At 57.6% G+C, this 24,162-nt stretch carries 25 protein-coding genes; 5 read left to right on the top strand and 20 right to left on the bottom strand.

The window, feature by feature from the left end:
- Window positions 1-321 precede the first annotated feature (321 nt).
- From pstB to ACH2ED_RS00175, 5 genes are all read right to left on the bottom strand, one after another.
- Complete coding sequence (gene pstB / locus ACH2ED_RS00195) at window positions 322-1,077, bottom strand: phosphate ABC transporter ATP-binding protein PstB (protein WP_395088163.1); 756 nt, start codon at window positions 1,075-1,077, stop codon at window positions 322-324.
- 92 nt (window positions 1,078-1,169) lie between these two features.
- Complete coding sequence (gene pstA / locus ACH2ED_RS00190) at window positions 1,170-2,033, bottom strand: phosphate ABC transporter permease PstA (protein WP_395088059.1); 864 nt, start codon at window positions 2,031-2,033, stop codon at window positions 1,170-1,172.
- Window positions 2,030-3,019, bottom strand: coding sequence for a phosphate ABC transporter permease subunit PstC (pstC, locus tag ACH2ED_RS00185; protein WP_395088057.1), 990 nt, complete (start codon window positions 3,017-3,019; stop codon window positions 2,030-2,032). The genes pstA and pstC overlap by 4 nt, the downstream gene beginning before the upstream one ends.
- Window positions 3,020-3,025: 6 nt before the next feature.
- On the bottom strand, window positions 3,026-4,012 hold the full coding sequence (gene pstS, locus ACH2ED_RS00180; protein WP_395088055.1) for a phosphate ABC transporter substrate-binding protein PstS: 987 nt from the start codon (window positions 4,010-4,012) through the stop codon (window positions 3,026-3,028).
- An 86-nt stretch (window positions 4,013-4,098) separates the two neighbouring features.
- Window positions 4,099-5,355 carry a porin gene (locus ACH2ED_RS00175; RefSeq protein WP_395088053.1) on the bottom strand — a complete coding sequence of 419 codons (1,257 nt, stop codon included), beginning with the start codon at window positions 5,353-5,355 and terminating at the stop codon, window positions 4,099-4,101.
- A 183-nt stretch (window positions 5,356-5,538) separates the two neighbouring features.
- On the opposite strand from ACH2ED_RS00175, the gene ACH2ED_RS00170 reads away from it, so the two are divergent.
- A complete protein-coding gene (locus tag ACH2ED_RS00170; RefSeq protein WP_395088051.1) occupies window positions 5,539-6,927 on the top strand; it encodes an inorganic phosphate transporter in 1,389 nt (462 codons plus the stop codon).
- A 61-nt stretch (window positions 6,928-6,988) separates the two neighbouring features.
- On the opposite strand, the gene der is transcribed toward ACH2ED_RS00170, so the two are convergent.
- A complete protein-coding gene (der, locus tag ACH2ED_RS00165; RefSeq protein ID WP_395088049.1) occupies window positions 6,989-8,341 on the bottom strand; it encodes a ribosome biogenesis GTPase Der in 1,353 nt (450 codons plus the stop codon).
- A gap of 73 nt (window positions 8,342-8,414) precedes the next feature.
- Window positions 8,415-9,305: a hypothetical protein gene (locus tag ACH2ED_RS00160; protein ID WP_395088047.1), complete on the bottom strand. Its 891-nt coding sequence runs from the start codon at window positions 9,303-9,305 to the stop codon at window positions 8,415-8,417.
- 84 nt (window positions 9,306-9,389) lie between these two features.
- Here ACH2ED_RS00160 and ACH2ED_RS00155 point away from each other — a divergent pair, with 84 nt between their 5' ends.
- Window positions 9,390-10,841 carry a DUF1501 domain-containing protein gene (locus ACH2ED_RS00155; protein WP_395088045.1) on the top strand — a complete coding sequence of 484 codons (1,452 nt, stop codon included), beginning with the start codon at window positions 9,390-9,392 and terminating at the stop codon, window positions 10,839-10,841.
- A gap of 5 nt (window positions 10,842-10,846) precedes the next feature.
- Here the strand turns inward: ACH2ED_RS00155 and ACH2ED_RS00150 are convergent, their stop codons facing one another.
- From ACH2ED_RS00150 to ACH2ED_RS00115, 8 genes are all read right to left on the bottom strand, one after another.
- On the bottom strand, window positions 10,847-11,044 hold the full coding sequence (locus ACH2ED_RS00150; RefSeq protein WP_395088043.1) for a helix-turn-helix domain-containing protein: 198 nt from the start codon (window positions 11,042-11,044) through the stop codon (window positions 10,847-10,849).
- A 48-nt stretch (window positions 11,045-11,092) separates the two neighbouring features.
- On the bottom strand, window positions 11,093-11,671 hold the full coding sequence (locus tag ACH2ED_RS00145; RefSeq protein WP_395088041.1) for a Uma2 family endonuclease: 579 nt from the start codon (window positions 11,669-11,671) through the stop codon (window positions 11,093-11,095).
- A 130-nt stretch (window positions 11,672-11,801) separates the two neighbouring features.
- Window positions 11,802-12,692 carry a succinate--CoA ligase subunit alpha gene (gene sucD, locus ACH2ED_RS00140; protein ID WP_395088040.1) on the bottom strand — a complete coding sequence of 297 codons (891 nt, stop codon included), beginning with the start codon at window positions 12,690-12,692 and terminating at the stop codon, window positions 11,802-11,804.
- A gap of 7 nt (window positions 12,693-12,699) precedes the next feature.
- Complete coding sequence (locus ACH2ED_RS00135) at window positions 12,700-12,900, bottom strand: hypothetical protein (protein WP_395088038.1); 201 nt, start codon at window positions 12,898-12,900, stop codon at window positions 12,700-12,702.
- A gap of 55 nt (window positions 12,901-12,955) precedes the next feature.
- A complete protein-coding gene (gene sucC, locus ACH2ED_RS00130) occupies window positions 12,956-14,107 on the bottom strand; it encodes an ADP-forming succinate--CoA ligase subunit beta (RefSeq protein ID WP_394795124.1) in 1,152 nt (383 codons plus the stop codon).
- Between the two features lie 22 nt (window positions 14,108-14,129).
- The gene (locus tag ACH2ED_RS00125) at window positions 14,130-14,783 is read right to left on the bottom strand and encodes a metallophosphoesterase (RefSeq protein ID WP_395088036.1); all 654 of its coding nucleotides are present in this window, start codon (window positions 14,781-14,783) and stop codon (window positions 14,130-14,132) included.
- Entirely contained in the window at window positions 14,773-15,075 is a 303-nt protein-coding gene (locus tag ACH2ED_RS00120; protein WP_395088034.1) for a Dabb family protein, read from the bottom strand. Before ACH2ED_RS00120 ends, ACH2ED_RS00125 begins: the two co-directional genes overlap by 11 nt.
- Window positions 15,076-15,136: 61 nt before the next feature.
- Entirely contained in the window at window positions 15,137-15,364 is a 228-nt protein-coding gene (locus ACH2ED_RS00115) for a hypothetical protein (protein WP_395088032.1), read from the bottom strand.
- Between the two features lie 65 nt (window positions 15,365-15,429).
- On the opposite strand from ACH2ED_RS00115, the gene ACH2ED_RS00110 reads away from it, so the two are divergent.
- The 3 genes from ACH2ED_RS00110 to ACH2ED_RS00100 are packed head-to-tail and all read left to right on the top strand — an operon-like array spanning window position 15,430 to window position 18,621.
- The gene (locus tag ACH2ED_RS00110; protein WP_395088031.1) at window positions 15,430-16,323 is read left to right on the top strand and encodes a quinate 5-dehydrogenase; all 894 of its coding nucleotides are present in this window, start codon (window positions 15,430-15,432) and stop codon (window positions 16,321-16,323) included.
- Window positions 16,324-16,364: 41 nt separating this feature from the next.
- The gene (locus ACH2ED_RS00105; RefSeq protein WP_395088029.1) at window positions 16,365-17,354 is read left to right on the top strand and encodes a sialidase family protein; all 990 of its coding nucleotides are present in this window, start codon (window positions 16,365-16,367) and stop codon (window positions 17,352-17,354) included.
- A 22-nt stretch (window positions 17,355-17,376) separates the two neighbouring features.
- Window positions 17,377-18,621, top strand: a complete 1,245-nt coding sequence (locus tag ACH2ED_RS00100; protein ID WP_395088027.1) for a hypothetical protein — start codon at window positions 17,377-17,379, stop codon at window positions 18,619-18,621.
- Between the two features lie 8 nt (window positions 18,622-18,629).
- Here the strand turns inward: ACH2ED_RS00100 and recO are convergent, their stop codons facing one another.
- From recO to ACH2ED_RS00075, 5 genes are all read right to left on the bottom strand, one after another.
- Entirely contained in the window at window positions 18,630-19,391 is a 762-nt protein-coding gene (gene recO, locus ACH2ED_RS00095) for a DNA repair protein RecO (RefSeq protein ID WP_395088026.1), read from the bottom strand.
- 36 nt (window positions 19,392-19,427) lie between these two features.
- Window positions 19,428-20,417: a hypothetical protein gene (locus ACH2ED_RS00090; protein WP_395088024.1), complete on the bottom strand. Its 990-nt coding sequence runs from the start codon at window positions 20,415-20,417 to the stop codon at window positions 19,428-19,430.
- Window positions 20,418-20,423: 6 nt separating this feature from the next.
- The gene (locus tag ACH2ED_RS00085; protein ID WP_395088022.1) at window positions 20,424-22,181 is read right to left on the bottom strand and encodes a phosphoenolpyruvate carboxykinase (GTP); all 1,758 of its coding nucleotides are present in this window, start codon (window positions 22,179-22,181) and stop codon (window positions 20,424-20,426) included.
- Window positions 22,182-22,213: 32 nt separating this feature from the next.
- Window positions 22,214-22,651 carry an SWIM zinc finger family protein gene (locus tag ACH2ED_RS00080; protein ID WP_395088020.1) on the bottom strand — a complete coding sequence of 146 codons (438 nt, stop codon included), beginning with the start codon at window positions 22,649-22,651 and terminating at the stop codon, window positions 22,214-22,216.
- A 68-nt stretch (window positions 22,652-22,719) separates the two neighbouring features.
- The gene (locus tag ACH2ED_RS00075) at window positions 22,720-24,093 is read right to left on the bottom strand and encodes a hypothetical protein (RefSeq protein WP_395088018.1); all 1,374 of its coding nucleotides are present in this window, start codon (window positions 24,091-24,093) and stop codon (window positions 22,720-22,722) included.
- Window positions 24,094-24,162 lie beyond the last annotated feature (69 nt).

Below are 24,162 nucleotides of genomic sequence, written 5' to 3'. Positions count from 1 at the left end.
CACCCCTCTGACTTCTGTCAAGCCAGATACCTCTACTCGCCTCGGGACGTTGCGCCCATGGTACTCCCCGGATGCCGAAGAGGCCTCCGAGATCCTGATCCATAAACTTTCCGATGAAGGCAACTACACACTTCCCTTTACCGTTTGGGGAGCCTATTTGAGTACCACTCGCCCCCCGCGAAACGTTATAGTAGGAGGGTGAACCTAACCCTGCCAGCTCTCGGAAAATCAGCGGCACTTTCGAGAACTGGTCAAATCGGGTGAGGTCTACTTTGAAGAGTTTCGTTTCACCGATGATGGCACCTAGCCCAATAGGAACACCTAACCAAAACGACCATTGATGTAGTCGTCGGTCTCTTTCTGGCTCGGGGTGCTGAAGATCTTTTGGGTTGTCGTAAACTCTTTGAGCTCGCCTTTGAGGAAGAATCCCGCGTACTCGGAGACGCGGGCGGCCTGCTGCATGTTGTGCGTAACAATCACAATGGTGTAGTCTTTGCGCAGCTCGTTGATGAGTAGCTCAATGCGGTGTGTGGAATTAGGATCGAGCGCGGAGCAGGGCTCGTCCATCAGCAAGACTTCGGGAGACACCGCGAGTGCACGGGCGATACAGAGGCGCTGCTGCTGGCCACCAGAGAGAGCGAGCGCGGACTGCTTGAGCTTGTCCTTCACTTCGTCCCAGAGCGCCGACTGGTGCAGGCATTTCTCTACCAGTCCTTCTAGATCTTTACGGCTGCGTATGCCGTGAATCCTTGGGCCATACGCAACATTGTCGTAGATACTCATCGGAAACGGGTTGGGCTTCTGGAAGACCATCCCGACTTTCTTGCGCAGGAGCACCACATCCACGCGTGGGTCGTAGAGATCCTCACCATCTAAAGTCAGTTTGCCCGTGAGGCGCGTGCCATCAATGAGATCATTCATGCGGTTGATCGTCCGTAGAAACGTGGACTTGCCGCAGCCAGACGGTCCGATAAACGCCGTGACACTCTTGCGGGCGATGGGAAGTGTGATCCCCTTTAGTGCCTGAAAGCTGCCGTAGTGAAAGTCAATGTTCTGCGCGGCGATACAGATATCCATAGGAGCATCCGGCAGATCGTGAGAATCAATCGAGGCGATAACACTTGGGAAAATCTCTTCGTCTTTACTATTTGTTACGTTAAAATTCATCTTTATTTATCTTCCTGCATCCGGCTTCGAGTCGCGAGGCGAGCGACAATACTCATCAAGAGCACCATCAAGATCAGTGTTAGTGCAGCAGCCCAAGCGATCTTGTTGTGTTTCTCGTCCACATCCGTGGCGTACTTAAAGAGGCGCAGAGGAAGCGCGTCCACCTGGCCGTCCATCTTCCCCATAAACTCATTGCCTAAGATGGTAAAGATGAGCGGCGCGGTCTCACCCGCCACGCGCGCGACGGCAAGCAGGATTCCGGTGAGAATACCGCCCCTAGCCGCCGGAAGCACCACCGAGAGCATTGTCCGCCAGCGCGTTGCCCCCAAGCCGAGTGAGGCTTCGGAGAGGGCACTTGGGACTAAGCGTAGCATCTCCTCAGTAGTGCGCATGATCAGCGGGAGCATCATGATCGCCAGCGCGACACCACCTGCCCAGCCGCTATAGCCCTTGCCCGGAGAGGCCTGCGAGATGGGCAGCACCAGCGCGGCATAGACAAAGATACCGATCACAATCGAGGGAATGCCGTTGAGTACATCGGTGAGAAAACGAACTGTGCTGGCGAACGTGCCTTTGGATTCCTGCTGGTAGATGCCGCCCAGGATGCCAACGGGCACCGCAATGGCGCAGGCGACTCCCAAAATTTGTAGTGTCCCACGAATGCTCTGCGCAAAGCCATCGCCATCGCCCGACGCTACGGTGAAGAGCTTGAGGTTAAGATGGCTGAGCCCGCGCAGGGCGAGAAAGTAGAGCACAAGCCCCAATACCATAATGCCCATCAGCGCCGCGAGACTACAGAGCGAGAGCATGAGAAGGCTCTGGGCACGGCGCAGTTTTACCCGGCTATCGGTGGCGTAGAGGCTCATTTGTTCACGCTCTTTCCGGTGTAGCGCACGAGAATACGGGCAAGCGTATTGATAAATACCGCGACAAGAAAGAGCACGAGGCCGATCTCGATCAGCGCTGAGGTGCTGAGTCCTGGCTGTGCTTCATTGAATTTATTAGCAAGCGCACTGGACATCGTGTATCCCGGCTCAAAGAGATTAAAACTAATCCCCGAGTCGGTTTGGGCGGGTTGATTGCCAATTACCATGGTGACGGCCATGGTCTCCCCAAACGCTCGGCCCAGACCGAGCATCACAGCTCCGATAATTCCCGAGCGCGAGTAGGGCAGTACGACTTTGGAGATCGTCTCCCACTTGGTTCCTCCCAGCCCATAGGACGCTTCGCGCTGGGCTTTGGGGATCGCCTGGAGAATATCGCGACTCACTGCGGTAATAAAAGGCAGGATCATGATTGCCAGGATCACCCCTGCGGTGAGCATCGAAGGCCCGTAGCCCGCGCCTGAGAGAAGCGGAATATTCTTTCCCGCAAGCGGTGTCATGAGCTTGTCGCGCAGAAACGGGGTAAGGACAAAGATTCCCCAGAGGCCGTAGACCACTGAGGGAATGGCGGCGAGTAGCTCGATGAGAAATGTAATCGGGGTGCGTAGCCACTTGGGGCAGAGCTCGGCCAGAAAGATCGCCGCACCGAGGCTGATGGGAACCGCCAGAAGTAAGGCAAGCAGCGAGGAGTAGAGCGTCCCAAACAGAAACGGCCAGATGCCATAGACACCCGCCGCATCGTCCCACACGGAGAGCGTGACGAACTTCAAGCCCGTCGCCTGAAGGCTCAGTCGGGACTGCCAAGCCAGCGTTGCAGCAATCCCGACAATCAGCACAAAGAGCACTAGCGCCGCAAAGCCCAGCACTCCCAGGTAGATCTTGTCTCCCCGACGGCTATTGCTACGGATGTTTTGTATGCTGGGTGAGTGCATCGTGCCTTTCGAGCCACTTGAGAAGATCAGGGCCACGAGGCCCTAGCCTCCGATTTTCTTCAGAGCATTGAGGACGCGGCTCTGAACACCTGCGGGAAGTGGGGCATAGTCGTACTTTGCTGCCGATTTCTGGCCTGTGGTCAGACACCAGTGAAGAAATCTCTTGACTTCTGGCTTGGCATCTGGGTAGAGCAAAATCCAGGTGAAGCCTGTGATGGGATAGCCATTGGGATCGCTCGTATTGGTTGCCATGGCGCAAAAATCGGCAGGAAGCTTTACCCCAGCCACCGCTGCAGAAGTACTTGCTAGCGTGGGCGCGGAGAAGTTCTTCTGCAGATTCTGCACATGAGCATAAGTGATGGCATTCTTATCCGCAAAAGCGAGTTCGATATAGCCAATCGCCCCTGGAGTCTGCTTAATAAATGCCGCGACACCGGGGTTACCTTTCCCTGCCAGGCCCCCTTTAGTCCAGTTGACGGACTTTCCTTCACCGATTCCTGTCTTGAAAACGGGGCTAACTTTTGCTAAATAGTTAGTGAAGATCGCCGTGGTACCCGAGCTATCGGAGCGGCTTACGGTAACAATTCGGCTTGCAGGAAGCTTAATGCTCGGGTTTAACCCCGCGATACGCCCATCGTTCCAGGTGATGATTTTGTGTAGAAAGATATCCGCGATAACGGCCCCTGTCAGTTTAAGGCCATTGGGAACTCCCGGTGCATTGTAGGCAACCACAACGGCACCCGCGCACATGGGAAGGTGCAGGATTTTCGGTGCTCCCTGACGCTCCTCGGCGTTCATCGGACTATCCGAGGCACCAAAATCAACAGTCTTTGCGGTGATAGCCTTGATGCCACCTCCCGAGCCGATTCCCTGGTAGTTTACGGCGACTCCACCGGAGGCTTTGTACTCTTTCGCCCAGTTATTGTAGAGAAGCTCAGGGAAAGTTGCGCCTGCTCCAGATACTTGGGCCTGTGCAGTTGCCGCCAATGCAAGCGGCAGAAGTGTGAGTGAAAATTTAAAGTTTCGCATAGCTAGATGTATCATAGGTGTTTTTCAGGGGGCTTAATTTAAGTCGCCTTTAATACGCGATTAAGCTTTGTTTAAGAAGTTTGCCTTTAGTACTCGACCTGGATCTCACCGATGACCTGGCCCAGCTTCTTTCGTGCCGCTGTGCCTACCGCTGCCGACGGATCGTAGGGGGTGAGGCCTTGGACATACCAGAGGCGCAGGCGGGTTCCGGGAGCGAGCTGATGCAAGATACCCCCTTGGATGGTTTTGCGCCGGTACTCTTCCGGAGTCAGGCCCGCCACGGTCTGGCTGGTCGGGTCAAAGACATCGTAGGTTAGGGATGCGATGGTATGTGCCGCGATAGGTTGGCGGACAGTAGCGTACCAGGCATGGACTTTATTGTTGCCCAGATAGAGCGAGCGGTCAGGCGTGACATCGTAGCGGCCATCAAGGCGCTCGTAGCGTAGCTCGGTGCCGTTCTTGCCAACCCAACGGGCTTCAAGAGCCGTCATGCGGCGTGCGGCGTTCTTAAAATCCGCGACCGTCGTGCCCACGGGAGCCGTGGCACGTGCGGGCCACTGCCCATCGTAGCGAGAGCCGCCTACAAAAACATCGCCTTTCTCAGTGGGGATGCGCTGCTCAACCCGCCCCATGAACGTGAGATTCCCATTGATCGGGCGCTGACCCGCATTATCGCGGCCCTCGCCGTTAAAGAGTCCAAAGTAACTCGTAGCTCGCTTGGCTTTGTAGGTGAACATCGCCCCCTGATCGCGGTCCTGGTTTAGGAGAAACGGAAGGACGGTGCCAGGAGTAACGGCTCCCCCGGTCGCAGAGATAGTGTCCTTAAAGATGAAGTTGGCATTGCTGCTATCTGAGAAACCCAGTGCTCGCTCAGGGGCTTCACGAACACGGCTAGTCGAGGGCAGAATGTAGGTGAACTGCGGCGGGAACTGACCGACGCGAAGCTGCCAGTGATGAGGCAGGCCACTCTTAATATCTACGTACATATCGCGCAGGTGAAGTGGCCCAGCCGTACCAAAATCAAACTGAAAAGCGAAGGCATCTTTAGGGTTTAAGACGCCGTCTAGTTTGAAGCGTCCTCGTCGCAAGACAAAGCCCTGCGAGGTTCCGCCAACATGGGGAGCCCCGGTGGTAGGACGTGACCCTGTTCCGCCGCCGCCTTGATTCTTAAAGAGTGAGGCATCCCCGATCAACGCATCGTAGCGAAGCTGTAGATAGCCACTGACCTTAAACTTGGCGAGGGCCTCAAGTGCTTTCTGCTGATCAACAGTGGGCGTCTGTGTTTGAGGAGTCTTGGCCGTAGGGACTTGGGCAAAGACGAGAGGAACTAAGGTAAGAATCATAAGAGATGTTGCCAGGAGATTAAAAGTGTGTTTCATTCTGAGTGCTAGTTTAAGGTGAGGTAAAGCTGTTTCTGTTAAGCAAGGATTAAGTACTGATTTCTTAATCAAATCAGAGAGATTAAGTCAATATTTAACAAACGCTTAATATTTTACTACGGAGAGAGTGCGATCATAGAAGTAGCTATGGACTTTACAACAATCAGCCTGCTGGTGCTCTGCCTGGTGATCGCGTTGGGCTTTGAGTTTGTCAATGGGTTTCATGACACCGCCAATGCTGTCGCGACCGTGATCTACACGCGCTCCCTCAAGCCGACCGTTGCCGTGCTCTGGTCGGGTATGGTCAACTTTCTGGGTGTGATAAGTGTCCTCGGTGCCGGTGCGGGCGTCGCCTTTAAGATCGTCGGGCTGATTCCCACAGATATGTTGGTGGGGGCAAGTGGCGCGATGGGGATCTGGATGCTCCTCTCGATTTTGATCACTGCCGTTCTCTGGAACCTGGCGACTTGGTTTGTGGGTCTGCCCGCCTCAAGCTCGCACACGCTGATTGGCTCGATCACGGGCGTCGGGATTACTTGGGGAATACTTGCTCATAAAGATGTCAACCTCGAAAAATTCTACGATACCCTCAAAGGGCTAGCCGTCGCCCCGCTGATTGGCTTCTGCGTGGCCGCCCTGATCTTTCTGGGAATGAAACTGCTCATCAAGCGCCCTGAGCTGTTCCAGTCTCCAGAGAACATGGACGACCACGCTCCGCCTCCCTGGCCAGTTCGCTTGCTTCTGATTGGAACTTGCACAGGAGTTAGCTATGCGCATGGTTCTAACGATGGCCAGAAAGGCATCGGGCTGATGATGTTGGTTCTGATCGCACTGATGCCTAACCAGTTCACGGTCAGCCCGAACTTTAACGCTGAGAAGATCGCCAGCACGCTCAGCGTGGTTCAACAGGTCGAGACTCTCGTTGAGCGCCCGGAACTTGCCAAGGACGAAAAAGCTGCCGAGGCCGACAAGCGCCTCCACAAAATTCAGGAACTTCTTACCAACCGTACCACTCTCACCGAGCTACCGCTGGCCAGCCAAGCCGAGCTGCGTAAAGAAGTCCTGAAGGCCGCCTCCGCACTCAAGAAAGTCGCCAAGACCAAGGGACTCAGCACCGATGATAAAGAGCTGCTTGATAAGGGACAAAAAGAAATCAAAGCCACGGTTGAGTTTGTGACCCCTTGGGTAACCGTTGCGGTTGCCATTGCACTAGGAATTGGGACAATGTTTGGCTGGAAGCGCATCGTCGTGACGGTTGGAGAGAAAATCGGTAAGGCCCACCTGAACTATGGCCAGGGAGCCGCCGCGGAACTGACAGCGATGCTCACAATCATGGCCGCGGATCGGCTTGCTACCCCTGTCTCGACGACGCATATTCTTTCGTCGGGGATTGCGGGAACGATGGTCGCAAACCGATCCGGGATTCAGGCGAAGACAATCCGAAATATCCTGATCGCCTGGGTGCTCACTCTCCCCGTGACCATGCTCATTTCGGGAGTTCTCTTCTGGCTCACCGCTGGCCGGTATATCCACTAGATTCCAATCAAAAAAGCCCCCCGTTGAGCAACCTCGACGGGGGGCTTTTTTTGGGGAGTGCTTACTCGTCGTCGCGATCTTTACCAGCCTTGCGGCAGATGATCTTGATCGGCGTGCCTTCCAGGCTATAGGTCTTGCGGATCTGATTCTCTAAGTAGCGCTGGTACGAGAAGTGCATCAGCTCCGGGTCATTGACGAACAGCACGATGGTGGGCGGCTTGACGGCGGCCATCGTGGCGTACTTGACTTTCAGCGAGCGGCCCTTGGTGTTGTAGGGACGAGAGTCCACCGCGTCGCGAACAAGCCGGTTGAGCTCCCCCGTGGGAATGCGCATCGCATGGTTGTTGGCGGCGGAGATCGCCGTCTCCAAAAAGGCACCGATTCCCGTAGATTTCAGCGCTGAACAGTACGCCACGGGGGCATAGGGAGCAAAAGGCAGCTCATCGCGCAGCTTCTGGGTAAAGATTCTCATGGGATTCTTGCCTGTGTTTTCTTCGAGGATACCTTTGCGCCCGACATCCCACTTATTGACACAAATGACGCTGGCTTTCCCGTCCTCATGGGCCATGCCTAAGACGCGTTTATCGCCATCAAGAAGCCCCTCGATACTATCAATCACGGTAATGGCAACATCGCAGCGCTCGACTGCACGCTGGGCGCGGAGCACGGAGTAGTACTCAACCGTGCCCTGGATCTTGCCCGAGCGCCGAATACCCGCGGTGTCAATGAGCAGAAGGCGCTTGCCCTCGAACTCGAAGTAGGTATCAATGGCATCGCGCGTGGTTCCGGCAATGGGGGAGACAATGGTGCGCTCTTCCCCTAGAATCGCATTGACCATAGACGATTTGCCCACGTTAGGTCGCCCGACAAGCGCGATCTTGATCGTCTCCGTGTCGTCGTCTTCGGGTTGCTCGGGCGGAAATGCGGCAACCACTTGGTCTAGCAGATCCCCAACACCACGGCTGGAGATCGCGGATACCGGGTAGATCTCTCCGAGGCCAAGGCTATAGAACTCCATCGCCTCTTGATCGCGGTTCGGATTATCAGACTTATTGACCACCACGAAGAGTGGCACGTCCACGGCACCCCGTAGCTCGTTGGCGAGCTCTTGATCGTTGGGCGTGACTCCCTGAGCGGCATCACAGAGCATCAAAATGACGTCTGCCTCTTCCATCGCGATCTCGGCTTGGATACGCACCTGCGCCTGCATGGGATCGTCTTCGTCCATGCTGATTCCCCCGGTATCAATGAGGGTGTAGTTGCGCCCGTTCCACTCGCCCTCAGCATAGAGCCGATCGCGTGTGATTCCTGGGGTGTCCTCCACAATGGCAATTCGCTTGCCGGTGAGACGATTAAAGAGAGTAGACTTGCCGACGTTGGGGCGGCCAACGATGGCGACGATAGGCTTTGACATAAGGAACCGCCTCCTTTCAGACAGAATTTGGGCCGCCTGGCAAAACGCCACGGCGGCCCATCCTGCCAGTATATCACGCCCGCCGCCGTCTCCCCATCAGTGCTAAACCGGGCAGGAGCAGGGCAAGTGCTGAGGGCTCCGGTGCGCTGGCTCCCGAGAGACGGGACACGGTGAAGTTATCGAACTGGGCGCTCTGGCTGGCGGCACTGTTGTAGTTCCAGGCATAGCCAAAGTGGGTGAGCGGCGTACTGGTAAAGGTCGTGTCGGCCAGAGCGCTCCCGATCTGGGTCGCGACAGTCGTTGGGTCGCTCCACGCACTCGCTCCGTCATCGCGGACAAACAAGCGCCACTCATTGCTGCTGGCAGTGTAGCTTACCTTGACACTGAAGTAGTCCGCAAAACCTGCCAGATCTGCCGCACCGCTGGAGATCAGCGTGGTCAGGTTGGTGTCGGCATCCAGGCCACCCGAAAAGCGCACAAGTCGGATCGGGTCGGGGCTGCCCGGGTTGCCGTAGGCGATTGCATAACCACTGGCACTCATCAGGTCGCTGCCCGTTGCCCCAATCACCACAGCAAGGCTGTAGGTTCCTGCCCCAAAACCTCCTGGATCACTCGCCCGGTTACTCTTGGCATTGAAGCACCAGCTCACCTCGCCGGAGTTTGTACTGAGTACGCTTTGAAATCCGCTGAAGCTAGCCGTCTCTCCCGTGACAAAGACCCGCCCACTGGCATTCGCCGCCGCCGTGGCATCGTTGGTCAGTCGCAAAAACTGGCTGGAGACGAGGCTCGCACCGCCGTCGCCCGCGGTGACACTTGTCAGGTAGGTTGTCGGTGCGCCCGTCGTGAGGCTGGCGCGGTTGAAGTCATCGGTAAAGAGAGTCGTTGTCTGGGCCGTTGCGGGCAGGGAAAAGACGAGGCCGCCGGTCAGGGCAAGAGCGATGTAGTTGATACGATTTAGGTTCATTGGTTTCTCCGGCCATAGAACGGTTGAGAACCCCCGAATCTTATAAAATGCGGAAAATAGTTTTTTCGTTGGTACAATAGGCACATGGATCACCTGGCAGTGACGCGGCGGCATTTTCTCAAGAACTCCACCCTCGGGCTGGGCGCACTGGGGCTGGGAAGCCTGGAGGCCCCTCTCGCTCTCAGTAGTGGGGGAGTCCACGCCCTTGCCCCCAAAGCAAAGCGCGTGATCTATTTATTTCAAAGTGGCGGACCGGCTGCGCAGGATTTATTTGATAACAAGCCACTACTGAGAGAAAAACATGGGCAGCCCCTTCCGGACTTTGTGCGGCGTGGCCAGCGCCTGACGGGAATGAGTGCCAACCAGGCAGAGCTGCCACTGGCTGGATCCGCGTTTAATTTTGTGAAGGCGGGCAGGTGCGGGATGGAGCTCTCCGAAGTCATGCCCGAGACCGCCAAGATCGCCGATGAGATGTGCCTGGTGCGCTCGATGTGGACGGAAGCTATCAACCATGACCCGGCGATTACGTTTTTCCAGACGGGAAGTCAGATCGCGGGCCGGCCCTGCCTGGGTGCGTGGGTGAGCTACGGCCTGGGCTCCATGAACGAGAACCTGCCGAGCTTTGTGGTGTTGGTCACGGCGAACCAGGGCGACCAGCCGCTCTACTCGCGCCTCTGGGGCAGTGGCTTTCTGGATGCACGCTACCAAGGGACGCAGTTCCGCGCCGGGAAGAACCCCGTGCTCTACCTCACCAACCCCGAGGGCGTGTCGAATCAAAGCCGCCGTGCGCTCTTAGATACGCTCGGGCAGCTCAGCAAGCTGCAAACGCAAGCCACGCTCGACCCCGCGATTGAGAGCCGCATGGCGCAGTACGAGCTGGCCTACCGGATGCAGACCAGTGTCCCCGAAGTCACTGACACGTCCACAGAACCAGACGAGACTTTCCAACTCTACGGCGAGGATGCGCGCAAGCCGGGCACGTTTGCGGCCAACTGCCTGCTCGCACGGCGATTAGCCGAAAAAGGCGTGCGTTTTATCCAGCTCTATCACCAGGGCTGGGATCATCACGGTGGCCTGCCTGGTGCGATGCGCGGTCAGGCAAAACTCACCGACAAAGCCTCCGCCGCTCTCGTTCTCGACCTCAAGCGGCGCGGGATGCTCGACGACACACTCGTCATCTGGGGCGGGGAGTTTGGGCGCACGAGCTACTCGCAGGGCAAGCTCGCCAAGAACGACTATGGCCGTGATCACCACCCGCGTAGTTTTTCGCTCTGGATGGCAGGCGGCGGGGTCAAGCCCGGCTTCACGTACGGCCGCACCGACGACTACGGCTACAATATCGCCGACGCGCAGGGCAACCCGCTCACCCCCAGCAAAGACCACTTCACCCCCGGTGTCGTCCATGTCCACGATCTCCAGGCGACGATCCTGCACCAACTCGGTTTTGACCACACGCGCCTCAGCTACCGCTACCAAGGCCGAGACTTTCGCCTCACCGACGTACACGGGCACGTCGTGAAGGATTTGTTAGCGTAGTCAGGCTATGCGCCGAACAACTTGTGGAGGTCGGCGTAGTGGACGTAGAGTTTGCGTTTCCCGATTATCCGATAGGCTTTGAGCCGACCAGAGCGAATGTAGGCATTGATTGTTGATTGCGTATATTGCAGGTAGTTTGTTGCTTGCTCTCTTGTCATATACTCATTCGCCGCTGAGAGTTTATCAACTTCAATAATTTGCATAATTCACACCGCTTTTCCTAACGTGGTTTTCTCTTTTATTGCGTCGAATTAGCTCAAAAGTTGCGCGATAGAGATGCTTGCTTGCGGTGCGGAGAGGGGAGTAATTTGCTCAGTCTCACCGAGGTTCTGGATCGCTCCCCACCCCGACGAGGTTGGATTGCGGTGAACATGAAGCCGACGATTCTCTAGATCAAGTACCCAGTATTCTTGGATTCCTGACTGAGCGTAGAGCGCGGCTTTCAAGGTGAGGTCATCGCGGAGTGTTGTAGACGACGCTTCTATGAGAAGGCGAATATCTTCTGAACCAGGTTGTTGGTTAGCGTAGTTGGCGACCGTGCCTACGGTGACAGTGACATCGGGCTCTGGTTCATTCTCTGGGCCAAGAACGATGGGGAGCTGTGCACGGACGAACTCTAGCCCGAAAATCGGGACAAGGGCGAGCAGAAGGCGCATGATGCCGGTGGAATGGGATGGGTTTTGTGGCATGACTTCGACGATCTCTCCCTGAATCAGCTCCCAGCGCAACGTGCCGAGCCAGCCCTGCTCCGCGAGACGATGGTACTCGTCACGACTCCAGCGCTTACGGCGCGGAGAGGGCGATGGTGCAGGAGCAGTCAGGGTGGACATAGCGCTATTTTACCACTGAGTCTCCGTCGGCCTCAAGCACAAAAAAGCCCGTGCCATCCTCCCTATCAGGAGCCCGGCACGGGCTTTGCGGCGCGAAGCGCCATTGCTGACGCCCAATTCTATTGGGCGACTACAACCCCAGCGCCTTCTTCACCAGCCCTGGAATGTCGGCGGTGGTGTCGGCGACGGGGGCTCCGGCGGCGTTGAGCGCGGCGATCTTGCTGTCCGCACTGCCGCTGGTGGCCGAGACAATGGCTCCCGCGTGGCCCATTCGCTTGCCAGGAGGGGCGCTGCGGCCCCCGATAAAACCGACCACGGGCTTGGTCATGCGCTTGATGACCTCCGCACCGGCCTCTTCGTCCGCGCCGCCGATCTCTCCGACCATCACGACGGCTTTGGTCTCGGGGTCATTCTCAAAGAGCTCCAGTACATCGGCGAAGCGCATCCCGAGAATCGGGTCGCCACCGATACCGACGGCCGTTGTCTGGCCGAGACCGGCGCGCGTCAGTATGTCCACGATCTCGTAGGTGAGGGTACCCGAGCGCGAGACCAGCCCGACGGGGCCTTCGAGGAAGATGTTCTGGGGAATGATCCCGATCTTCGCCTTGCCTACCGAGAGCAAGCCCGGACAGTTCGTGCCGATCAGTCGGGTCTTCTTGACGCGCTTGACGTAGTCGGTGGCCGTGATCATGTCCTGCTGGCTCAGGCCATCGGTGATGCAGACGATCAGCGCACAGCCCGCGTCCGCGCCCTCGATGATCGAGTCGGCGGCGAACTTGGGGGGCACGACAACAAAGTGTGCGTTGGCACCCGTCTTCTCGACCGCTTCCGCGACCGTGTTGAAGACCGGAACGGTGTACTTGCCATCGTCGCTGGTCCAGGTCTGACCGCCCTTGCCGGGGGTTACCCCTGCGACGACCTGCGTGCCGTAGGCGAGCATCTGCCCGCTGTGAAAGGTTCCCTCCCGACCCGTGATGCCGGAGACAACAACCTTCGTTGTTTCATCAATCAGAATCGCCATTTTTCGTTTATTTCTGTCGCTTCAGGTAGTAGGTCGCGACTTCCTCGACGTACTCGTCGCCCTCTTCATTCTCACTGTTCTCTTCTGCATAGGTCACTTCGCTGATCTGCACCGAGAGAAGCTCCCAGTTATCCGCGCCCAGCTCGTTGAGCATTGTCTCGTCGTCCGTATCTTCTGCGGAGGTGATAATTTTATATTCCCAGGCCATGGTAGTTCTTATTCCTTTAATCCCCCCCGTTGGACGGGGGATGGGGGGCGGGCTGTTAGAGCAGCGCGACAACTTTCTGTGCGGCTTCTTGCATGGTGGCCGCAGGGACTAGGTTAGCGTCCTTGAGGAGCGCGAGGCCCTCCTCGGAGTTGGTTCCGGCAAGGCGCACGACCAGCGGGACTTTGATGTCCATGGTGCTGGTGGCCTCGATAATGCCCTTCGCCACCTCGTCGCCGCGGGTGATTCCGCCAAAGATATTGATCAGAATCGCCTTCACGTCTTTATCGAGCAGGATCAGCTCCAGAGAACTACGCACCAGCTCGGCTTTTGCGCCGCCCCCGATATCTAAGAAGTTGGCGGGCTGACCGCCCGCGCGCTTGACTTCGTCCATCGTGCCCATCACAAGCCCGGCGCCGTTGCAGATAATGCCGACATTGCCGCCTAAGTGAACGTAGTTATTGATCCCACGCCGCCGTGCTTCTTTCTCAAAGTGATTCAGCTCGTCGGAGTCCTCGCCGTGCGCAGCAAGCTCAGGATGTCGGTAGAGCGTGTTGTCGTCAATGTCTATCTTCGCATCGCCCGCGATAAAGTTACCGTCGGCGAGCACGACCAGCGGGTTGATCTCGGCCAGAGTGGCATCGGACTTCAAACACGCCTGGTAGAGATTCTTGATAAACGGGGCGAGCTTGGAGAGCTCTGAGTCCGGGATGCCGCCTTTGCGGGCCAGCTCGCGGATGTGAAAATCTTTAACGCCGATCGCGGGATCCACGGGATGGCGGCCAATGGCATCAGGGTGGGAGTGGGCCACTTCCTCGATATCCATCCCCCCCTGGGAGCTGAGGATCAGCACATTGCGCTGAGAGTCCCGATCCACAACCACACCGAGGTAGTACTCTTTGGCGATTGGGAGTAGCTCCTCCACTAAGAGCGTCGTGATCGCTAGCTCTTCCTTGGCTTGCTCAAAATAGAGCTTTTTCCCCAGGATCGAACCGGCGAACTCCGCACACGCCTCGGCGGTTTTGGCCACCTTTACTGCGCCCGCCTTGCCCCGTCCGCCCGCGAGCACCTGAGCTTTAACCACTGCACCACCGCCCAGTGACTCGGCGGCAGCTTTAACCTCGTCTTGGGTCGTACAGACGATTCCCTTGGGCGTAGGGACTCCAAATTGAGCCAGGAGCGCTTTAGCCTGATATTCCTGCATCTTCATAGCGGAGGTATTGTACCCGATGTTAGAGCAAGCGCAGTGGGGTGAAGGCGATCCGGTCACAGGCGACGCAGTAGCAGCGCACGTCCTCTAGCACCTCGCCTTGGCAGACCAGGGCTTCGTCCTCCGGGAATGAGCGCAGGTGCACATGCCCGTAGACACAGACTTGCACGTCGGCGGCACTGAGAATGTCCAGAAAGGGCTGGGGCGGGTAGTGGAGCATCGCAATCTTCACGGGCGCGTCAGCGATAGCGGCGAGGTTTTTCTCCAGGCGCTTGCGCTCGCGTGCCAGAATCCTGTCGTCGCTGAGATCCCAGCCACGGGTTCCGGCGATGCCGATGTCGCCAAAGCGCTGGGGCGGATCCAGTAGCCCGGGGAACTTCAGGCGCTTGTCAGACTCCCACCAGTAGTCGTGGTTGCCCTTGATGCAGATTTTTATGCCGGGAAGCTTGGTGAGAAACTCCAGATCGAGCGTCGCTTGGCGCGGCTTTGTGGCCCACGAGAGATCGCCCGGGATCAGGAGAATGTCATCGTCGCTGAGGGTCTGCCAGGCGCGTTTGAGGATTTTCTCAGGGTGATGCCACCACTCCGCCCCGAAGCGGTGCATGGTCTTATTCACCCCGAAGCCAAGATGCGTGTCGGCGAGTGCGAAGACTCTGGGAAACGCGCTATTCGACAATCGCGTCGTAGACTTTAACGCCACTCCAGAGGTGCTTGTTGGCGGCGATAAAGGCTAGGTGAACCGGGTGATCCTGGTAGAGATCATGCCCCGCCACGTCCGCAAAGGCGGTGAGGAGCGCAACGGCGTAGTCGTTGTCCACCACCTCGCGCGGCGTCCCCGCTGTGTGTCCGACAGAGAAAAAAGTCAGGCCAGGAATCCCCGCCAGCGTACGACATCCCGCCGCCAGCGCTTCGGCATCGCCGGGCTGAGCAGCTTCGCGAGGATAAAAATAAACAGCGTGAAAGAACATGGTTCGTATTATATCGTCCCGTAGCCCACCCCGATGAACGAGGGCGGGCTATCGAGAAACTCTACTCGATTCCCGCCGCCCTCAATGCGTCTTCGAGCCGGTGGTCGGTGGGGCCATCGTTGCCGACGATCACTGTGAGGATCTTGCCCTCTTTTTCAAACGCCAGGCTTCGTACTTGGTCTCCCCAGACGGTCTTCAGGTGCGGAAACGACGCAAGGCAGGTGCCGCACCGCGTCGCCCAGAAATATAAGATGACGGCTTTGAGTGCGATAGCTTCCTTACTGGGCATCAGGGTAAGGGGGAAATATTCATCATGGATGCAGTGTACCAAAAAACCTTTGGTATAGTGTCCCCATGAAACGTGTGATTTCCCTCTCTCTTGGCTCGTCAAAGCGCGATAAGACCGTGACTGCGGAGTTTTTCGGCGAGACTTTTGAGATTAGCCGCCAGGGCGTGGATGGCGACGAGAAAAAGTTCGTCGAGCGCCTGGCAGAGCTGGATGGCACGGTGGACGCAATAGGCTTTGGGGGAATGGATCGGTATCTCTGGAGCGAGGGCAAGCGCTACGAGTTTGCGGTTTCCAGAAAGTTGCTCGCCGGGGCAAAGAAGACCCCGGTGCTCGATGGTTCGGGCCTGAAAAATACGCTGGAGCGCGCTGCCGTGCAGTGGCTTCAGAGCAATGGCGTCGTGGATTTCAAGAACAAGAAAACCCTGATTGTCTCCGCTGTCGATCGTTTCGGGATGAGCGAGGCGCTGATTGACTGTGGCGGCCAAGTCTGTTTCGGAGATTTAATGTTCGGCCTGGATCTGCCCATCGGTATCACTAACCCCAAGGCATTTAAACGGGTCGCGCGGATGCTGCTGCCGATTGTGGTGCACCTGCCGCTCTCTGTGCTCTACCCCACGGGGGAGAAGCAAAACCATATCGTCCCCAAGTGGGGCAAGTGGTACGCCTGGGCGGATGTGATTGCGGGCGACTTTCTCTACATCCGCCGCCACATGCCCGAGGATCTGAAGGGCAAGATCGTGCTCACCAACACAACGACCGAGGAAAACCAGAAGGAGCTGAAAGAGCGGGGGGTGGTGCAGCTGATTACCACCACACCGATCTTTGAGGGCCGCTCGTTTGGCACCAATGTGATGGAGGCGATGCTGGTTGCCATCAATGGTGGCAAAGAGATGCTGCCCGAGGAGTATCTGGCAATGCTCAAAAAACTCGACTGGAAGCCCAATATCATCAATTTGTGACCGCCCCATGGAAACCGGCGGCAGGGACAGGGAGAAAAGCAATGATGGATTTTCAAATAATTTCTCGCGGCGGGGAGGCCGGGCCTTACCAGGCATTTCCTGATGTCTGTCGGCTGAAGAACGGCGATTTATACGGCGTGTTCTACACCGGCTATGGCCATGTCTCGCTGCCCGATATGAGTAAGGGGTGGGCGCAGGGCGGACGTCTCTGCGCGGTGCGGAGCCGGGACGAAGGCAAGACGTGGAGTGCGCCGACCACGATTTTTGACGATGCCCTTGACAACCGCGACCCGCATGTCGCTCAGCTTCGGGATGGCTCGCTGGTCTGCTCGTTTTTCTCACTCAAGCCGGGCACGGGGGGCAGGCCCTATGATGGTATCGGGACTCAGCTCATTCGTTCTGTGGATGGGGGGAAGACCTGGGACAAAACCGCGCAGATTATCGCACCCACGGGCTGGTACTGCTCCGCCCCGGTGCGTCAGCTCCCCGACAAAACTTGCGTACTGGGTATCTACTACTTCGGTGGTGCGGGCAAAGAGTTCGGTGGCGTGATCCGCTCGACGGACTCTGGGCGCACCTGGAGCGCTCCCATCTCTATTGGTGAGGGACAGCATATTCCACTCGATGCCGAGACCGATGTGATTCGTCTCAAAGACGGCATACTTCTGGCGGCGCTGCGCTCCAGCAAGGTCAACCTGCATTTTGCCACGAGCCACGACAACGGCAAGAGCTGGGGCCCCGCGTGCGATAGTGGGTTCAAGGGCCATGCTCCCCACTTCACACGCCTGAAAACGGGCGAGATTCTGCTGACCCACCGCCTTCCTCAGACCGCGCTGCACGTCAGCCGCGACGATGCTAGGACTTGGGAGGGGCCGTCTGAGATAGATAACGTGATTGGTGCCTATCCCTCAACGCTGGAACTTAGAGATGGCACGGTACTGGTGGTTTATTACACGGAAGGCGCGGAGAGCCATGTGCGTGCGAAGCGTTTTAAACTGACTGCTACAGGCATTGCCTTTTTGTCCTGGTAGAGAGAAATTAAAGAAATAAATCATGCAAAACAACAACGACAGTTTGTTTGCGGGCGCGGGGAAGCGCATTATCACGCCAAGTCCGCTCCTGCCGGTCTCGGGTGGGATGGGGCCAACACGTCCAACACGGGAGAAGCGCGGCGAGCTCATGGCACGGGCACTCTACGTTCAGCGAGGCAACACCAAGCTTGTTGTTGTCGGGCTCGATCTGCTCGGATTTCCTGGGGTTCTGGCCGATAGAGTACGTGCCCGCGTCCCACGTATCGCCGCCGAGAACATTCTCATCGGCTCGACGCACACCCACAGTGCGCCCGATTGCTACGGATTTCCAGACGGCAAGGGCGGTCATACTGGCGATCTCGCCTTTATGGAGCGTGTTTGTGTGCTCACGGCGGAGGCGATCAACGACGCGATAGACGCTGCACAGCCCGCGCGGCTTCGTATCGGTACAGGTGAGGCGCAGGGCAAGATCGCCTATAACTACTACGCGCCCGATCTCTACGACCGTCGTATGTCCGTGATTCAGGCGCTCACCCCCGAGGGCAAGACAGTCGCGACACTCGTCAACTACGCGATTCACCCGGAAGTGCTGGGCAATGATGTGGGGATCCTGAGCCCCGATCTTTGTGGCCCGCTCTGTGAACACCTGGAGGCGCAGGCGGGCGGAATGGCTCTTTTTATGAATGGTGCCCAGGGTGGCATGGTCACTGCGGATAATCGTCTTTTGGATCGGCCTAAGGATCCCCAGAAAGGCTACTGGGAAGATGCCAGGACATGGGAGGAGTGCCTTAGAATCGGGCAGACGATGGCCGATGAGGCGTTGCGAATTGTTGCAAAAGCCCCTGTGCAAACAAAAGCGGCTCTATTTTGCCGGAGCGTACTGGTGACATTTCCCGTGGAGTCTCCAGAGCTGTGGCACGTGGTGACCAACTCCCCTCTGCACTACCCTCACGGCAAAGAGCACACGATAAAGTCTCGGGTAAACCTGGTAAATCTCGGCGATGCGCAGATCCTCACCATTCCGGGCGAGGCACTTCCTAATATCAGCTTCTACCTGAAGCGCAAGATGCGCGGGGCTCACAACCTACTTTTCGGCCTCACCAACGATGCCTTTGGCTATATCTTAACAAAAGTGGACTTCCACAGCTTCGCCCGTTATGAGTACGTCTCCCGAACATCGCTCGGTGAGCTGACCGGAGAGATTCTCATCGAGAAGTGCCTGGAACTGGTGAAGACAAGTCCGGCACCCACTCGTGCAGCGAAATGACCCCTTCCCTAGCTCAGCCGGTGGGCATCGAGCATTCCGAGGGACTTTATCTCACGTTCAATCCGGTAGCGCAGGTGGGCGCGGAGCAGTCGGTTGATCTCCGCGAGTGCCTCGGGGGGAAGCTCTAACAAGGCAAGGACTTTGGCATCGGTGAGGAGCGTGAGGCGCTCTAGCAGCAAGATGGTGGTGGCGTTGCAGGGCATTGCCTCGCCGCGGAGAAACTCCGTGCAGGGGATGCAGAGTGCTCCGCCACGCGAGGGCGAGAAGCCGACGGGCGGGTAGTCCGTGTCAAAGGGGTTGTCGCAACGGATGCAGGCGCCAAGCTGAGGCTCGTAGCCGATTTGTGCTAAAAGCTGTAGCTCGTAGGCATGGAGCGCGGTGTCGGGCTGGACGGCATGCTGGAGAATATAGAGCGTCGAGAGCAGCAAGTCAAAGCTCTCCGGGTGTGGGTCGCGCTCCTCCATCACTTTTTCTAAAAGCTCGCAGGCATAGGTGGCGCGCAAAAAACGTCCGTAGTCCGACTTGAGCTTGGGGAACGCCTCGCGCACTTCGGCCTCGGAGAGCACGTCGAGACTGCTGCCCTCCGCCAGCGATGCCCGTAAGAGCAAGAGCGGCTCACTCGCCCCCGAGAGCTTAGAAGTGGGCTTGCGCGCCCCTTTTGCCACCGCCCGTAGCTTGCCCATATCCCGCGAGAAGAGCGTGAGGATCTTGTCTTTCTCTCCCAGCGGGATGCGGCGGAGCACGAGGGCAACGGTTTTATAGGTCGGCACGGTCTGAGTGTACCGTGTCCCAGGACTGAGCCGCTTTTAGGGAGCTATCCCATCCCGTGGAGTCAGGATGAGCAGATGAGAGGGATAGGTTTTTCCCTGCTCATGACTGCGGATAAGAATCTCGCCACGGTCATTGATTCCAAGCGCTTCGTCAGGGACCCACTTGCCTTGTTGCGCGATACGCCCATCCAGAAGCGTGGTTCGTCCCTGTTGCCAAACAAACGGCGAGCTCCAAGGCGCGGTGCTTTGGTGTTTGTTGTCCGTTGGGGGAAGCAGCCCCGCATTGCCCACGACCTCCGCTAGTTCATTGAGCGCGACGGGGCTTAGGTACGCGATTTCTCCGGCATAGATGGGGTTGCCAAACTCCCTGAAGTTGCCTTTTTGCCATAGGTAGCCTGTTGCGCTTTTTTCCCCGAGAGCCCCGATAATATCGCCACGCTCGTTGATCGCCACAGCCGTAGAGGGGTGGTTGAGCAGTGGCTTTCCTGTCGTGCCATTCCAGAGATAGGCTTGTCGTTCGACAACGCCCACTGCCTGTCCTTGTGCGTTGAGCCCCGTGACGGTGCCTCGTTGATCGCCGGGGAGCAGGGATGTCCACTTGCCCTCAAACCAGAGAAGGGGCCGCCCGAAAACGGTAAAGGCAAGCTGTCCTTTGGCATTGACCACGGGATTGTGGAGGTCTTGTTGCGTTCGGTTGCCCAGATCGTAGGTCTTGCCGCGCCAGGTTACTTCCCAGTGTTCTGCCTTCCCCTGACCGACTTCAAGGACGGTGGCACCTCCCTCGTGCCATGCAAGTCGCCGAAATGTCTTCACCGTGACGTTGCCGTGTGCATCAAGCCAGCCATCATAGCCTTCCCCGATATCCTTGAGGGAGTAGAGAGGAGTGCCTTTCGCTGGGGGGATCGGGGGCAAGCGGCTATGCGGAACGACCACGGCGTCGTAATATTTTGGGAAGAGCAGGGCCGCGGCGAGGGAGAGGATCCCCACGACGCAGCCTAGCTCAAGCAACCACCGCTTGCTCGACATGACGGACTACCCCACGCGTTTTCGTAGCGCCTCTAGCTCATCGGCTAGGGCATGGGGGAGCTTGTCGCCAAATGTCTCGAAGTGGGTGGCGATCGCGTCGCACTCGGCAGTCCAGAGGTCGTGATCCACGGTGAGAAGCTGCTCCATCACACCGTCGGCGAGAGGGAGGCCCTCAAGGTTGAGGCCCTCGGGGGTGGGCACGGTGCCGATGGGAGTCACGACGGCTTTGCCTTCGCCTAGAATCCGCTCGCGCATCCAGAGCAGGGGGCGCAGGTTCTCGCCGTAGCCGGGCCACAGAAACGTCCCGTTTTCGTCTTTCTGGAACCAGTTCACATGAAATATTTTGGGAGGATTCGGGATATTTTTTCCCATCTCCAGCCAGTGTGCGAAGTAGTCGCCCATGTGGTAGCCACAGAAGGGAAGCATCGCCATCGGGTCGCGCCGCAAGACGCCCTGAGCGCCACCTGCCGCCGCCGTGGTCTGGCTTGCCATCGTTGCCCCGAGAAACACACCGTGCTGCCAGGAGTTTGCCTCCAGCACGAGCGGCATGGTGTCGTTGCGGCGGCCCCCAAACAGAATCCCGCTAATCGGCACGCCCTGCGGATCTTCCCAGTTTGGCGAGATTGTTGGGCACTGTTTCGCGGGTGCCGTGAAGCGCGAGTTGGGCTGGGCGAACTTGCCACCCTCTAAGTCCTGGCCGGGGCGGTGGTTGCCGCGCCAGTCGGTCATCCACTTGGATGCCTGGCCGATTCCCTCCCACCACGGGCGGCCTCCATCGGTGCGGGCGACATTGGTAAAGAGCGTGTTGGAGCGGATGGTCTCCATCGCCGATGGGTTGGTTTTCTCGCTCGTGCCGGGCGCCACCCCAAAGAAGCCCGCCTCCGGGTTCACCGCCCAGAGCCGCCCATCCTCGCCGATGCGTAGCCACGCAATATCATCGCCGACCGTGCGAACCGTCCAGCCCGGCAGGATAGACTCCAGCATCGCGAGATTTGTCTTGCCACACGCCGACGGAAACGCGCCGGTGAAATAGAGTTTTTCTCCTTGCGGATCTTCGAGCTCTAGGATCAGCATGTGCTCCGCGAGCCAGCCTTCGTCGCGCGCCATGGCGGAGGCGATCCGTAGAGCAAAGCATTTTTTGCCCAGCAGTGCATTGCCACCGTAGCCCGAGTTGATCGAGAGAATTAAGCGTTCCTCGGGGAAGTGGCAGATATAGCGCTTCTCGGGATCAAGCTCGGCGGTGCTGTGCAGACCCGGCACAAACGCCCCATCGGTGCCCAGTGTTTCTAGCGCCACAGTGCCCATCCGTGTCATGATGCGCATCGAGAGTGCGACATAGGCGCTGTCGGTGATCTCGACACCCACTTTGGAGAACGGCGATCCCACCGGCCCCATCTGGTAGGGCACCACATAGAGCGTTCTGCCCGCCATGCAACCGTCGAAGATCCCGTAGAGAAGCTTCTTCGCTTCGTCCGGAGCCATCCAGTGGTTGGTCGGGCCAGCATCCTCACGCATTGTTGAGCAGATAAAAGTCCGGTCTTCCACGCGCGCCACATCGTTGGGATTCGAGCGGTGTAGATAGCAATGGGGCCACTCGTCGTGGTTGAAGGGAATAAGATCTTTGGCGGCCACCATCGTGGAGATCAACCACTGCGCCTCCTCTTGCGAACCGTCGCACCAGTGAACCCGCTCCGGTTTGCAAAGACGGGTGCTCTCCTCCACCCAGGCAAGAAGCCCGGCGTGGGATGTCAGGGATGTTTCCATACCCCTATCTTAGCATATTAAGACAGTCCTAATCAATCCGCCATTTGTCGGATTTTTGCCGCGCAGCTATGTTTACAGATCCCGGCGCTCTGGAACCGAGGGCACTGGCAGCGGTAGCGCTGGCCGCCTTCATGGGTCACCAGATAGGCTCGACCACTTTTCGGATTGTAGCAGGCGCGTACCTCCGGGCCAAAAACAGTCTGTGACCAGATAAATCCCACGCCTTCGCCCCGCGCTTTTTTCTGCTCCATGGCCAGCAAGGCATTCTCCATTGCGGTATGTGCCCGTTCGCTGCTTGGGAGCCAGCACACCAGCTTACGGCGACTACGGGGCACGGTCTGCACCCAGGCTTCTAAAATCGTCGGCAAGCGATTCATCGCCGACGCCATCTTCTCCGCCTCCTTAGACTCTAGCAATTCGGGGCGACGGCGGGCGAGCAGTCCATCTTGAAAAACAGCGACAGTGGGCATTGTGTGATCTCTCTTCTCTCCAAAATTCTCTGCCCAGAGACTCTGCCGCGCAATGCCAATCCGGAAACTTAGCGCCGACGGGTGAAGGCCATAAATAGCCCCGCCATGAGTCCCCAAAAAGTGCTTTGAAGTGGGTACTGCCAAGATGCTACAAAGTTCCAAGGTCGCGTGGTGGATGCCTTGATTTGTATTGCCCCTACTTGCTCAATGTGCTGGCCAAGAACCAGCATTAGCTTGGACTTACTGACATTTTTGAACTCTTGCCTAAGCAGCGCCGCATCCGAGCCTTCGAGGGTGAGTGTAACCGTTTCCTTGTCCGTATAGTCTTGAATGCGTCTAGTACTGTGTAGCCCTAGGCAGGAGAGAAGATTAACCCTCTGGGTTGAATTTAGTGTGGGCTGGTTTGGCAAAGCGGTAATCCGAAACGATGCCGTGGCGCTCAAGGTGGGCCGGATGCCCGACCGGGCGGAGAAGCGCAGTTGGGGAGAAAGGCTCGGCAAGAAACCAATCAACGTTCCCGCAACGACGCACCCGGCTCGCCCCCCTGGTAGAACGTTGCCGAGCCATAACAGTAAGAGGATTACAAGCCCAAAAATTAGGCCGAGGAGAAACGCCAAGCAGCAATTGTAGAGTACTTGATTGCGACTGGGCTTTAGAATTTTCTCGTGGGGGGGCTTGATAACACGAAGCGCCCATCCGGCCTTCGCGAGGAGCGGGGTTTCTTGCAGTGTCGTTATCCACTGCTGGAGTCGTTGAATCTGCTGCGAAGGATCGGTGCCATAACCCGTGAGAGTAAAGTGCGTTATTTCCTGCGTGGGAGAGAGGCTCCAGCCTGTGTACTGGGGGTTTGAGAATGCTCTGGCTGTTCCCGTTGGCCTCAGAAACTCTACCAAAGCCCCGACCGTCTCGTGATCGAGAAGCGCGTAAGCATTTTGTGGGTGGACTAGCTCGATAGTGGCTGTTGTGCTCGGACGGGGCTGTATCCAGAGAGGGACGCTCAACAGGCCCAGTAGGCTGGTGAGCAAGGGAAGGAGGACGGTGAAGCGCACCCGTTTTAGGAGCCAGAGGAACAACCCGACAAAACTGCCCAGAACCAGCCCTGTTGTCGCACCCACGGCGATTGCGTGCGCTCCCGAAGCAATTTTCAAGCTTAGAGTGAGCAGCAACCCAAGAACCATTCCCAGCAGTGGCGCGATAAGGAGGTAGGGCTTCCGAGGAGGCATCACACTCTGGCTCTGCTGATGCGGAAAGTTCTGTGCCAGTGCGAGACGGGGAACGTCTGTGGTCAAAGTGAGCAAACTCTGGCTAAGACCCGTCAGCTCCGTGACCGTTTTCTGGCAGTGCGGGCAGGCTCTCAGGTGGCGTTCGGTCTGCCATTTTGCAAGGCCGCTGAGCCGACTATTAATGAGTAATACGGGGTGTGCTAATTTCTCAGACGGCATATCGAGCGACCTCAGCCAGATCACGTCCTAAGACGAGGTTGAAATAACGAGCCAGATTGAAGGCTGTAA

The organism is Armatimonas sp. (assembly GCF_043757465.1).
Lineage (GTDB): Bacteria > Armatimonadota > Armatimonadia > Armatimonadales > Armatimonadaceae > Armatimonas.
Note: the sequence above shows the minus strand (reverse complement) of the source record. Positions and strands in the feature narration are given on the sequence as shown.

Bases quoted from the DNA above. Each gene is read 5' to 3' on its own strand.
- pstB (WP_395088163.1), bottom strand. From the start codon at position 1,077: ATGGATATCTGTATCGCCGCGCAGAACATTGACTTTCACTACGGCAGC.
- pstA (WP_395088059.1), bottom strand. From the start codon at position 2,033: ATGAGCCTCTACGCCACCGATAGCCGGGTAAAACTGCGCCGTGCCCAG.
- pstS (WP_395088055.1), bottom strand. From the start codon at position 4,012: ATGCGAAACTTTAAATTTTCACTCACACTTCTGCCGCTTGCATTGGCG.
- ACH2ED_RS00175 (WP_395088053.1), bottom strand. From the start codon at position 5,355: ATGATTCTTACCTTAGTTCCTCTCGTCTTTGCCCAAGTCCCTACGGCC.
- ACH2ED_RS00170 (WP_395088051.1), top strand. From the start codon at position 5,539: ATGGACTTTACAACAATCAGCCTGCTGGTGCTCTGCCTGGTGATCGCG.
- der (WP_395088049.1), bottom strand. From the start codon at position 8,341: ATGTCAAAGCCTATCGTCGCCATCGTTGGCCGCCCCAACGTCGGCAAG.
- ACH2ED_RS00160 (WP_395088047.1), bottom strand. From the start codon at position 9,305: ATGAACCTAAATCGTATCAACTACATCGCTCTTGCCCTGACCGGCGGC.
- ACH2ED_RS00155 (WP_395088045.1), top strand. From the start codon at position 9,390: ATGGATCACCTGGCAGTGACGCGGCGGCATTTTCTCAAGAACTCCACC.
- ACH2ED_RS00150 (WP_395088043.1), bottom strand. From the start codon at position 11,044: ATGCAAATTATTGAAGTTGATAAACTCTCAGCGGCGAATGAGTATATG.
- ACH2ED_RS00145 (WP_395088041.1), bottom strand. From the start codon at position 11,671: ATGTCCACCCTGACTGCTCCTGCACCATCGCCCTCTCCGCGCCGTAAG.
- sucD (WP_395088040.1), bottom strand. From the start codon at position 12,692: ATGGCGATTCTGATTGATGAAACAACGAAGGTTGTTGTCTCCGGCATC.
- ACH2ED_RS00135 (WP_395088038.1), bottom strand. From the start codon at position 12,900: ATGGCCTGGGAATATAAAATTATCACCTCCGCAGAAGATACGGACGAC.
- sucC (WP_394795124.1), bottom strand. From the start codon at position 14,107: ATGAAGATGCAGGAATATCAGGCTAAAGCGCTCCTGGCTCAATTTGGA.
- ACH2ED_RS00120 (WP_395088034.1), bottom strand. From the start codon at position 15,075: ATGTTCTTTCACGCTGTTTATTTTTATCCTCGCGAAGCTGCTCAGCCC.
- ACH2ED_RS00115 (WP_395088032.1), bottom strand. From the start codon at position 15,364: ATGCCCAGTAAGGAAGCTATCGCACTCAAAGCCGTCATCTTATATTTC.
- ACH2ED_RS00110 (WP_395088031.1), top strand. From the start codon at position 15,430: ATGAAACGTGTGATTTCCCTCTCTCTTGGCTCGTCAAAGCGCGATAAG.
- ACH2ED_RS00105 (WP_395088029.1), top strand. From the start codon at position 16,365: ATGATGGATTTTCAAATAATTTCTCGCGGCGGGGAGGCCGGGCCTTAC.
- ACH2ED_RS00100 (WP_395088027.1), top strand. From the start codon at position 17,377: ATGCAAAACAACAACGACAGTTTGTTTGCGGGCGCGGGGAAGCGCATT.
- ACH2ED_RS00090 (WP_395088024.1), bottom strand. From the start codon at position 20,417: ATGTCGAGCAAGCGGTGGTTGCTTGAGCTAGGCTGCGTCGTGGGGATC.
- ACH2ED_RS00085 (WP_395088022.1), bottom strand. From the start codon at position 22,181: ATGGAAACATCCCTGACATCCCACGCCGGGCTTCTTGCCTGGGTGGAG.
- ACH2ED_RS00080 (WP_395088020.1), bottom strand. From the start codon at position 22,651: ATGCCCACTGTCGCTGTTTTTCAAGATGGACTGCTCGCCCGCCGTCGC.
- ACH2ED_RS00075 (WP_395088018.1), bottom strand. From the start codon at position 24,093: ATGCCGTCTGAGAAATTAGCACACCCCGTATTACTCATTAATAGTCGG.